This window comes from Pararhizobium gei (genome assembly GCF_029223885.1).
Lineage (GTDB): Bacteria > Pseudomonadota > Alphaproteobacteria > Rhizobiales > Rhizobiaceae > Pararhizobium > Pararhizobium gei.
The window spans coordinates 4,184,089-4,195,940 of the sequence record NZ_CP119409.1 but is presented as its reverse complement, the minus strand read 5'-3'; the positions used below and the strand labels follow the sequence as shown (position 1 = coordinate 4,195,940).

Here is an 11,852-nt window from a genome sequence, read left to right as displayed (position 1 = left end):
GCAGCTCAATCGAGCAAAAGACCGTGCGGGACGACGTATCTCAGCCGCCGTGCCATCCCGGCGAACCCGTTTTGACGAACAGCAAACAGAACAGAGAAGAAGCAACAATGTGATTGCCCCACTGCTGGTGCAATGCGCGTCGCGTCTCTGCCGATATCAGTCAACACCAACACAAAGGGCGATCCCATGAGCAACGAACCTGGAGCAGCAGTTCTCACGATCTTTGACGAGCTTGTCGACCGGATCAAGCAGATGTCGCCGGCTCGCACCGATGACAAACCCTTGGGCAGCATGGTCTACTCGCAGCTTCTGCTGGGCATGCCGATATGGAAGGACGACTACCACCGTCCATGGTCTCCCGCCGGCGGCGCTTCGCTTCAGGACGCGGTTGCCAATGGTGCGGTGCCGGCAGCTGCTGTCGAAGGCGCTCCGCCGGTTCCGGCGCCGGACCCGCGGATGTTGAAAGCGATGCAGGCCGCGTGGAAAACCTCCATGCTGTGCCGGACCATGCTCGAGTTGACGACCGACGGCACCTACCGCGAATATCCGACAGGCCGCCACCTCGACATCGCCTATGAGTCGATCCTGAAGGGGATGCAGCCCGGGACGGAAGCAGAGATGGCTCCGGACGTGAAGGAGCGGGTGGAGACCGCCGAAAAGATCCTCTTCGAAAAGGACGAGGACGGCGCCATCATCGGCAAGACCAAAATTTACCGAAACTATGTCGCCAATGCGCAGGCGCTGGCAAAGGCGAAGGCCGACTACGCCACCGCCAACCAGTCGGCCTTGCTCGATCCTGCCAAGGCGCAGGCCTGGCCGGTCGTGTCGGCCACCTACCAGCAGGCTGTCAATCAGGCGCGCGATGCGCTGCAGACGGAGGGCGGGCCAAAGGTCGAGCGCGCCCTCGACACCATCACATCGGTGGGCGTCCCGATGCAGGCGCATATGATCTCCAAGGCAAAAGACGTTTACGACAACTGGAACCTCGGACTGTCGGGCATCGTGCCCGGTGCAATGCCTTACTCACTGATCCTGCCGACCAACTGGTGCGACTTCGAGGACAATCAGGGTTTTGAGGTGCTGACGGTCGACAGCAGCTCCTACTCCCGCCATTCCGACGCCCAGGCGAATTCAAAGTCCCAGCAGTCCTGGGAGCGCCATGCCAAGAGCAAGTCGGGCAGCGCGGGTGTCTCGCTCGGTTTTATCACCGTCGGCGCAACCGGCAGTTCCTCAAGCTCAGGCGGTTCCTGGCAGAATTCGAGCGAGTCGCATTTTACCAGCAACTTCAAGAATTCCGCCAAGCGAATGACGATCAGCCTGGAATACGGCCTGTGCACCATCGTCCGGCCTTGGCTGATCAGCGACCTGTTTTTCCTGAAGAACTGGTACCTTGTCGGTACCAAGAAGAACTCGGTCAGCGACGGAACAATCGACGGCCAGGCGGACAGCCAGGAAAAGCTGTTGCCGATGATCCCGCAGCAGTTCCTGGTGGTGCGCAACGTCTCCATTCATTCGACCGACTGGGGCGAGGACGGACAGACCCTTCAGAACGCCTATGGCGGCGGCCAGGGCTCTGACGAGAGCTCCCAAAGTGGCGCTGGCGCCGCGGTTGGCGTCGCCCTCGGCTTCCTGAATTTCGGTGGCACGGGAAAGACGTCGCGCTCAAACTCTTCGGGCCAATCGTCCGGCTGGGCGGCAAACGACAGCACGTCGAATTACGGCGCGACGTTCGATGGCCAGACGCTGTCGATCAGGGGCACCCAGATCATCGGCTTCCTCAGCGACGTCGTTCCCGCCGGCCCTGACAAAGACGATCCGACACTCGCTTGAAGCAAGGCAACATCTGATTGGAGGAGGACGCGATGTCGACCATCGAACACGTCTTTGACGCACTGCGCGACACCGTTCTCGACCATCTCGGGGGAGCGGGCGTGGCGGGCAATTCGAAACTTATTGCGTTCGAGCCCGGCACGCCCATTCCCGACCAGAGTTTCAGGCTGGCCGACGAGGCTCGCACGCTGTCGCCGGAGCTTGCGCGTGAATTCATCTCGGCCCATGCCGATACCTTCCCGGAGGTGATCGACTCTCTGTTTTCGCGCCGGATGCTGACGGTGGAAAACCAATATGGCGTGCTCCTTTCCGGCGCCGCGCCGATCGACCCTGCGACGACCGAAATGCTGGGCGCCGTCAAACGCATTGCAAGTGATGACTTCGATGTGGAGGTCCAGGCCTTGCAACCTGGCATGGGCGGCTACCGGCCGGTCATGGCAACGCCCGCCAACTGGTACGATCTCTCTGCCGACGGCAACTGGACGACGATCAGAATTGGCGCCGCGGATGATCCGCCGCCGACGCAGCGGGTGCCGGGGCGCTACGCATCCACATTGACGATGTGGCAGACGCTGCCTTCCACCGAACGCCAGATCCTGTCGAAACCGCTCGATATCCAACTGTTCGACGCGACGGAAACACCGTCCTTCCTTGGTGCGGATGCTCCCTTGAATCTGGTTCAACCTCTTCAGCCGCATGCCCGGTTGCAACGTTCGGGCGCGATCGATGCCCGCTTCCTGCGCCAGGTCGAAGCCGTCGAATCTCCCATCACACGGGTGGGCTCATTGACTGCGCAGCGTGTTGCAATGAGGCGCGATGCCGCCCGTGTGGCCGTCGAGCCCGCGCCACGACTGGTGCGCAACCACCGGATGGACAAACGCCGGCTTTTTACCGCGGAACGTCTGAGTGCGTTGAACGACCTGGTGCTTGCCAATGCAACGCCGAAACCTGTCTCGACGGATTCCTTCAGCATCTCCTTTCGGCTGTGTCTGGTGCAACTGCATCGGCCATGGCTTTCGCAGTCCCTGCTGAGCCTGCCGGGCTGGTACTTGCCGGGCTTCGCCAGGGGAAGCCTGTCGGATGCATCTTCGCTGACGGCGCCCATGGCGCTGGTCCCGACCGGCTGCATCCTGATCCGCGACCTCCAGATCAAGGGTCAGTGGACCGACGACGACCGCGAGGCGCTGTCCAGTTCGGCATCGCTCGGTCCGCTGTCGCTGCTCGGGCGCGATTACGATGCCGGTTCGGCGGCCATTACGGTCTCCGGCATGCAGTCGATCGGCTGGCTATGCGAACGCATGCCCGTCATTCCGCCTGCCGGCGACCCCAATCTCCCAACCGTATGAGGATCAGACCATGGACGCAGCAATCGCCTGGCCAAACAGCAAACATTACCTGTTCTCCGGTTCCACCTATCAGCGCTGGGACGCCCTGACCGGCGTTTGCGAGGCCACAGACGTGGCGATCTCGAGCGCCTGGGGCACTCTGTGGCCCGATGGGGTCGATGCCGGCGTCTACTGGGGTTACAACAAGGCATTCTTTTTCAAAGGCTCCGACTATTGCCGTTACGACTGCGTAACCGACACGGTCGATTACATCCGCCCCATCGTCGACTTCTGGCCGGGCCTGTGGACCAGTGGCATCGAGGCCTGCATCAACTGGACCAACGGCAAGCTCTACATCTTCCGCGGCAGCGACTATGTGCGTTGGGACATCGGCTTCGACCGCATGGATGAGGGATATCCCCGTGCCATTGCCGGTGCGTGGAACGGCATATGGGCCGATGGCGTCGATGCCGCCCTCTACCCCGGAGGCAACGAGGTCTATTTCTTCAAGGGGCAGGTCTTTCGCATCTTCGATATCGCCGCCGATACCAGCGACGGTGTCGACCGGCCGATTGCATCCTTCGCTCCCGCTGGCGTGCCAAGGGGATTGCTGACGCCGGCGCGTGACCTGTCGCGGGACGATGCCGCCAAGATCGCAGTCTGGCAGGCAAACAGCGGGTTCTACCAGTTCAAGACAGCCTGGACTGCGGTTACACACGCTGCGGATGGCAGCGTCGCTTCGCTCAATCCGAACAAGCCGGCCACCGTCGAGCCGCGCCGCATCGGCATGGTCGAGTATGTCAACGACCTCAACCTGCAGAGCCAGACGATCGACAATCTCGATCCCCGCATGCTGGTGGCGCTCGAGCGGCTCGGGCGATGGATGAATGCGGACCATCCCACCGTCACCGAGATCCGCCATCTCGGCATCGGCCACGGCGGCTCCAATCCCAACGATTGCCACAACCAGGGAAGAGCACTGGATCTGTCTGGCCTTAGCGGCTCCGTTGACGATGCGGCATTCGACCTGCAGGTCACGCGTGACTGGGGCGCCCGGCCGGAGGGTCCGATGGGCACATACAGGCTGGACGCGGCAACGGCGCCCGTTGCGCACAATCTCTTCAAGCGCGCCTACGCCTTCGGCACCTACGAGTGCGAATGCAACCGCGGGAATGTCTGGCCTCCGACAGAAATCGGCGAAGGCGGTTTCGTTATCTGCCCGGACTACTGGGGCGACGGAAGCGCCGACAACCAACGTCTTCGCCACGACCATAACAACCATATCCACATGCAGATCGGGCCGACCGTCTCGCATTAGCCGACTTCATCCCAACCATGAGGAGTTTCCCATGACCGACTTTACCGATTGCTTCCAGGTTCAGGCGCCCTGTTTTTCCGAAGATGGATCAAGCTGCGCCTCGTTTTTCAAGGCAAGCATGCTCACCCATGCGGTCACGACCATTTCCTATGTTTGCGACGTGACCGATGTCGAGGTGACGATCGAGTTCGAAATCAAGCCGGACGGCTTCTTCACGACAGATCAGGATTTTGCCGGCTTTTCAGTCATGAGCGATCCCGTTACGATCCAGCCGAATGAGACGCTGACGATTGCGGCCGATATCGCAGGTTTCCTTCAGGCCGGAACCCATGTCGATCTCATCTGCCGCGTCATCGCGGACGGAAATACCGTCGACGGCGCCGTCAACAGCAACAGCAATCTGGAAATTGTCGAATAGCCCAATGACGGGGAGGTCACTGCCGACACCCGGTTTTGGCAGGATAATCGAAACCCGGGTTCCGGCACAGTTCCCGGTGCGCGCTTGAAATGCGACGAGAGGAGTCGTTTGATGTTGCTACCGCAATATTTGCTGACCCGCAGCGATGATCTCGTCGTTCTGGGCGTGTCCTGGGCCGGCTATGACGTCGCGCCCGGTGTTCCCTCCCGGCTTGTTCCCAGAACTGCCGACGCGACGATTTCGCTGACCTTCCCGCCGCAAGCCGTCGGGGAGGGAAAATTCTCGGCCAGTGAATTGGAAAACCTCATTCAGGGAGAGCCCCTGCGCGATCCGGGAGCGCGACTGTCCGGCCCAAGCGTCCTGACATTCCGGCCGCCGGCCACTCGCGAAATTTCGCTCACCATCGAGGGAATTCTGGCAGCACTCGGTGATGTCGACACCGAGCTTCAGGGCGGAAACGCGACACCGGACGCCCCAACGCGGATCGAATTGCCCTGGCGTCTCGTGTCCTCGATCCTGGCCTCAGACGGCGAGTCGCGGCTCGGTGTGGAATGCGCGGCATTCCCGGTATCGTCTGCCGATAGAACGACTGGACTGTGGCGCGCGCGATTGCGCAGCTTGAACCCGATTCGCGGCGAGGCGGCGTTGTCCCTGTTGCCGCTGGCAGACCTTATGCCGGGCGAGGAAATCCCGGGTTTTTCGCCGCTGTCGGCTGCCCATCGCGGCGGAATCGTCGCGCTTGCGCAGACTGGCGGCGGAGCGTTGCCCTGGCTGAAAAACATGGAGCTCTCGGCCCTTGGCGGCTCCCTCATGACAGGGTTGTCGAGGCCTGATTTCGACTGGACCCACAACACGGTTCTCGGCCGCGACATGAATGTGCAGGTCGTTACAACCGGTGTCCTCTATCCCTTCGGCCATAGGGCAAGGGTCGTGGAAAGCGCGGTGCGAGGCTTCGCCCCTGTTCGAGGTTCGCAGGAGCGGGCAGTCGCCGGTCTGCGTGGACACACCATTCTCTCCGTGCTTCAACCCGTCGTCGGTCCGGCGTCTGATCCTCGACTTGCGCGCAGGCTTCCGTTCGACGCAATCGAGATCATGGGAAGCCAGTTCGAGATCGCCGAGCCGAACTGGGAGACGCATACACAGGCTCAGAATTCGGAGTTTCTGGAAAAACTCCGGTCAAACCTGACGGAATTCAAACGGCAGGTGTTCGAAACCCTGTTTGCTCAACCGCGGTCCCTTGCGGAGTATTTCGAACTGCAGATGGGGTCGGTGCCAATTCTCAACAGTTGGGATGGGATCTTGGCTCAGTTGCAGTCCGAGCTCGCCGATTTGATTGCTTCGATTCCACCGGACCCTCCAGTCGATCCGCCACCGCCGCCGCCGGAGTTCATCGAAGCGGATGTCATCGGCTCCGATCGGCCCGTTTTTCCGGACATGCCGATAATGTCGGATTCGGGCTTCATTCCCGCGCAGCTATTTGCTTTGATCCGGGCAAAGGAGGCAGAAATCGCCAGCGCCGGAGCATCGCGCGCCCAGGCTCAGGCTGATGTGGAGCAGGAATTCGCAATGCTTCCGCGCGATATAAACGCGCTGGCTGCCCTCGGCGATCCAGCAGCACTGGCATCGATCGAGATACAGGCAAGACTGGACGCCATTGCGGCAACGCATGCGAGTCACCCCGTTTTTTTCGCGCCCAAAACAGTCTCTGCCGATGCACTGGTCCTCCCGGTGCGGGCTGCCGGGACAAACGGCGATATACGGTTCACGGTCAAGGCCGTGTTCATTCGCGATATCGATATTCCGGACACCGAAGAATTCTTTGGATTCAGAGCACTATCCAACGACGATATTCTGTCGAGAGTACATGACATGTGGGGCACGAGCGGCATCGTTCCCCTTGACGGGCAGCGGATAGACCTCGTTCGTGCCGTCGTGCAGCGCCCCGGCGACGTTCACGAAGTGCATCAAATGAATTTTGCCGCCGTGCCGCACGGCGACGGATTTCGCGCCGTGATTGATCAGGTGCTGGCCGAATTGCCTGCGCTGCGCGCACTGCTTCCCGAAAAAATCGGCCTTGTTCCCCTCGAATTCACCGAAGACTTTCTCGATCGGGGACTGGAGGCCGCGATTGCCTTGAGGCCGCGGGTGCCGGTCGGCATCGACTTTCAAGACAATGCAGACCGCTCCGGGGGACTGGTCGTTCCAAATTTTGTTGCGGATGTCATCTCTCCAGACCTTGGCCCCATCGCAAAGGCTGCCCTGCCAGACTTCGGGAGCGATCTCAGCAGTGTGCTGAACGACACGACCCTGCTCGGATTGTCAATGCGCGACCTCGTCGCAGGTACCCTCCCGGACCTGCCCGGAACACCCGAGATCGTCCCCATCCTGAACGGCACCATACCATCGGGCGTGAAGATGAAATGGGCGCTGCCACTTCGCTCGTCGGGGATGTTCAAGGCAGGACCAAACGGCAAGATGGACTTGACTGTCATCCGCTCGGCCCCAATCTCCGAGACGGTGTGCCGGATCGATGATTTCGCCCTCGCCATTCCCGAGGCAAGTCCGCTTGTCCGCCTCGATTTTCGCACGCTGGCGCTTACCCTTGCGCCTGGAAAAATGCCGGACATGGCGATGGGCGGACTGAACGTTTCGTTCTTCGGCGCTCTGAAATTGCTGAAGCCGCTGCTGGATAAGGTCAGCAGCCTTGTCGGGTCGGGAGGGCCAGCCATCCGGGCAACGACGGACGGTGTAACGGCTGATTATACGCTCACCGTCCCCAGTGTGAGCTCCGGCGTCTTCGCCATGCGCAATGTCGCAATCCATATCGGCGTCGATGTTCCCTTCAGACGCAAGCCCGTGACCGTCTCGCTCGGTTTTGCCCGGCGTGACAATCCGTTCAATCTGAGCGTCCTGATGTTCGGCGGCGGAGGCTATATCGACTTCACCATCGGGCCAAAAGGCCTGACGGGACTGGAGGCCTCGATGGAATTCGGCGCTGCCGTCGCCGTCGATTTTCTTGTCGCATCGGGCGAAGTCCATGCTCTCGGCGGGATACGCTTCGAACTGGCCGACGGTGCGGTATCGCTGTCGGCGTTCCTGCGCATCGGCGGAAGCCTCAGCGTGCTGGGTCTGGTTTCGGTTTCCGTCGAGCTTGTCATCACGCTGGATTACATCGAAGAACAGGTCGTCGATCCTGTTCTGGGATTGCAGCAGCGCAATCGCCTTGTGGGCCGGGCGACGCTGGTCATCGAAGTGGATCTGACACTCTTCTCGGAATCGGTCGAACTGGACAGCGGCGAATGGGTGCTGGCGGGAGACGAAACGCGCTCGCTCGAGGCCGACAGACAGTTCATCACCGCATCTGCCGCGCCGCCTATGGGAGATGCAGGCAGGCAGGAGATGCAACGCGCGCAATGGCGCCGCTACCAGGAGGCTTTTGGCTGATGAGCGAACTCGTATGGATTGCCGTCCCGAACGGCTTTTTGGCGGACGGATCAAGCGCCAGGCTGCGAGTCTTGATCTCACCTCGATTGACGACGACGAACCTTGCCGAGGCCGGTCTTGCAAATTGGCCGCCTCCCGAGATTTCGGGCGCACGTCTTGAGGTCGAGTTTCGGACGGACGGCAATACACCGCCCATGCCTCCTCTTATAATCAGCCCCCCTCACATCGTTGCCGAGGACGGCGTCTGGGATCGCTTCTTCGGGGGTGGGATCGCCGTGAAACCGACCGGACTGCGTGAAAAACGCCAGGTTAAAGACCTGCAGATCGTGCCGACTGCCGACCTTGCAGACAGGGTTTCGCACGCATTCGTGCAGGCCGCTTCGATGCCCGTTCACGCCGATCTCGACGTCAATCCAGAGCTGGAGATTGCCGTCACGTCAAATCTTCAAAAAGACTGGTTGCAGGATCCGGAGCCCGTTTTGAAACGGCCGTCCACCGCGGTCGGTGTTCCGGAACCCGCTGACTTTCACCGCGTGCTTGCGCTGTTGCGCGAACATCCGGCGGTGCTGAAAAGTCTCGGCCTTATTTTCGAGATAGACATTCCGGCAGCGGCAATTCCCCGTGATGGAAGCGCGCCGAGCCTGCGCGTCACCTGCGCGGATGCGCCAAACTTCCTGCCGCAAATCGCCTCGCCCTGGACATTGTATGGTCCAGACTTTCGACCGGCTTCATCCTCCACTATCAGCAGCGGCATGGTGATGCTCACCGACGATCGTGTCGCCAACGGTGACAAAGGTTGGAGGATCGTCACGTTCGATGTCGACAATGGCGTCGAGCGGCTGCGACAGGCAGCGCGAAAACTTGACAACGGAGCCGGCGAAGCAGGCCTGCCCACCCCGCGCGTCACGATGCCGACCCTGCGGTCGGCCGGCATGATGCTGGTAAAGAAGGGCCGGGCAGATGACTTCGCCAACCGTCGGCGGGCGGCAGCGGAAAATGCCGCGCGCGCCTCACTTGAGGATGTTGTGCTCGGTGCGGATGATCTGGTCATTGGCTACCGTATCGATGTCAGGGACACCGCCAGCAAAGGCTGGCAATCACTGCATCAGAGACGGGCCAGCTACCGCGTGGGCGGTTCATCTGACGAGAGTGCGGTGGCCGGTGGAGCGATCGTCGAAGAGGGGCATTTGAAGCATAATGCTGCGGTCGATGACGGCGGCGACATGCTGCGGGCCGACGAGGTCGTTGCCCGCTGGGATGGCTGGGGGCTCTCCGTGCCGCGCCCGGCCTTCGATGCATCCGAGGGCGCCCGGACTTCCGGACGACGAATCGACAACGTTCCCTTTCAGTTTTCCTGGGATTTTGCGCCTGTTGCCGGAAGCCTGCCGCGATTGAGATTTTCGCACAGCTACAGCTTCCGTGCCCGCGTCGCCGATGTCGCAGGCGGCGGCCTCTCTCTCGACGACCCTGCGGCCGAACGATGCTTCACCGATCGGGTGCCCTACCTGCGCTACGAGCCTATTGCCTCGCCGGAGGTGACGGTGCCGGGCGAGGCCCCTGAAAATGGGCGTCTCGGACCGTCGGAGACGGCGCATGTGGTGGTCATTCGCAGTGACCGCGGTATGACTGTCGCCGCCTTTGCCGCAGCCAATCCAGGCTATGGCACCCACAGCCGCCGCAACCTGGGGCCACCACGCGCATCGCTCGCCCTTGCAGAGCAGCATGGCGCACTGGACGATCTGGACTCCGAGGATGTCTGGGAACGGGTGCACAGCGCAATCGCCGCCGCAGGCCGTGGAGCGGAATCGACATTGCCGGATGTGGCAGCGCAAGGCGTTCGCGTCTTCGTGCGCCGCGACACGGGGGGATTTGCGGCACCGTCGAGCGACCGGCCCTGGACCGGGCAGTGGCCCAACACCGTTTCCAAACGGGTCGAACTGCAGGAACGTGCTGCGGGGCAGCCCGCAACGATCGGCTGGCAGAACGGAGAAGGACCGCAACATCTGGTCGTGGCGCTTCCGCCGGCGGCCCAGGTGACACTCGATCTTTCCTCATTCCCGGTCGGCGAGATGATGGCGCATTTCGCGCTCCAACCGATCCCGGGCGCATCCGTCGATGCTTTCGCAGCCGGGCGTCATCCGCTGGTTACGCCGGCAACCGCCGTCACCTTTACGCATGCCGTCCGCAAACCACTGAGAGATCCCGTTGGCAAGCTGACAGCGCACCGCAATCCTGGTGAAACATTCACGACGCTGGTCGCCGATACGCCGCGCCTCGGCGTCGATCCCGACAGCACCGCCCAGGTCGATATAGAAGCGACCTGGACAGAGTTTTCCGACGACCAGAGGGTGTTGCAGGCGGCGATTCCCGTGCAGTCGGTCCTGCTTTCCCGCCAGGACGCGGATTTTGGTGTGCCGATAAGACACGCGTTTGGCGATACAAAACATCGCGTCATCGCCTATGAGGCAACCGCCGTTTCCCGCTTTCGCGGCTATTTCGATGCAAGCGAGGCGCCCGAGCGGTTCGTCGCGAGGGGCAGCATCGGGCAGAGCCGGGTCAGTATTCCCAGTTCGGTCAGGCCACCTGCGCCGATCTTGCTGTCGACACGCCCATCCTTTCTATGGGAGGAAAGCGGCGATACCGCCAGCGGAACGATCGTAAGGCGCCGGCTGGGCGGACGTATCCGTATCGAATTGCAAAGGCCCTGGTTCCAGACCGGAGAGGGCGAAAAGCTCGCAGTCATCGTCTGGCCAAACAGCGAAAGCCCGCCACCGCTGGCCTTTGGCTTTCTCAGCCGTGTGGGAGCGGATCCGATCTGGCGGACGGATCTGCCGCTGGCCTGGCTCGGACCCGCCGATTTCGCAGGGCTTTCAGGCGAAGGGGGCAGCGTCAGACTGGATGAAATCTCGGACACTGTTGTCGCCTTGCCCTTCGAGCCCTGGTTTCACGACAATCGCTGGTATGCGGACGTCATTCTGAAAAACATCGCCAACCTCTCCTACTGTCCGTTCGTGCAACTTGCCGTGTGCCGGTACCAGCCGGAAAGTGTTGTCGACGACAGATCCGATCGGAGACTGTCGCCGGTCGTCCTCACCGACATGGTCCAGCTCTACCCCGACCGCGAAGTGACCGTCACACGGTCGTCGGGACGTATTACGGTCGGCGTTGACGGACTTGGGCCGATTGCCCCGCGCCGCAACCGTGTGGATGTGATCCTGGAGACATCGGCAACCCAATCCGCTGCGCTCACCGCTCACGCGACATCGCCGATGGATGCACCCGCCTGGCAGCCGGTTTTGAACGGCATCCAGCATATCGAGCTCGGTGGCGGAACAATTTCCTTGCCGCTACCGATGGATCAGGAATTTCTGCGCCTGAGAATCCGTGAAGTGGAGCTTATCGGAGGCCCCGGGGCGTCATTCCCAGCTCAAACCGGAACCGCAGACGAACTGACAGAAAGGGTCGTCTTTACGGATATTGTACCATTGACTCCATGATTTTTCGCGGGCCAAGGCCG

General features: G+C 61.5%; 6 protein-coding genes. All 6 read left to right on the top strand.

Annotation, left to right across the window (positions count from 1 at the left end):
* Window positions 1–186 precede the first annotated feature (186 nt).
* The 6 genes from PY308_RS20190 to PY308_RS20165 all read left to right on the top strand — a co-directional run bounded on the left by PY308_RS20190 (window position 187) and on the right by PY308_RS20165 (window position 11,832).
* A complete protein-coding gene (locus PY308_RS20190; RefSeq protein WP_275786252.1) occupies window positions 187–1,830 on the top strand; it encodes a hypothetical protein in 1,644 nt (547 codons plus the stop codon).
* Window positions 1,831–1,862: 32 nt separating this feature from the next.
* Window positions 1,863–3,176 (top strand): hypothetical protein, encoded by a 1,314-nt coding sequence (locus PY308_RS20185; protein ID WP_275786250.1) that lies wholly within the window; start codon window positions 1,863–1,865, stop codon window positions 3,174–3,176.
* 10 nt (window positions 3,177–3,186) lie between these two features.
* Window positions 3,187–4,473: a hemopexin repeat-containing protein gene (locus PY308_RS20180; protein ID WP_275786248.1), complete on the top strand. Its 1,287-nt coding sequence runs from the start codon at window positions 3,187–3,189 to the stop codon at window positions 4,471–4,473.
* Between the two features lie 31 nt (window positions 4,474–4,504).
* On the top strand, window positions 4,505–4,891 hold the full coding sequence (locus tag PY308_RS20175; protein ID WP_275786246.1) for a hypothetical protein: 387 nt from the start codon (window positions 4,505–4,507) through the stop codon (window positions 4,889–4,891).
* A 111-nt stretch (window positions 4,892–5,002) separates the two neighbouring features.
* Window positions 5,003–8,335 (top strand): hypothetical protein, encoded by a 3,333-nt coding sequence (locus PY308_RS20170; RefSeq protein ID WP_275786243.1) that lies wholly within the window; start codon window positions 5,003–5,005, stop codon window positions 8,333–8,335.
* Window positions 8,335–11,832, top strand: a complete 3,498-nt coding sequence (locus PY308_RS20165) for a hypothetical protein (RefSeq protein WP_275786240.1) — start codon at window positions 8,335–8,337, stop codon at window positions 11,830–11,832. Before PY308_RS20170 ends, PY308_RS20165 begins: the two co-directional genes overlap by 1 nt.
* Window positions 11,833–11,852 lie beyond the last annotated feature (20 nt).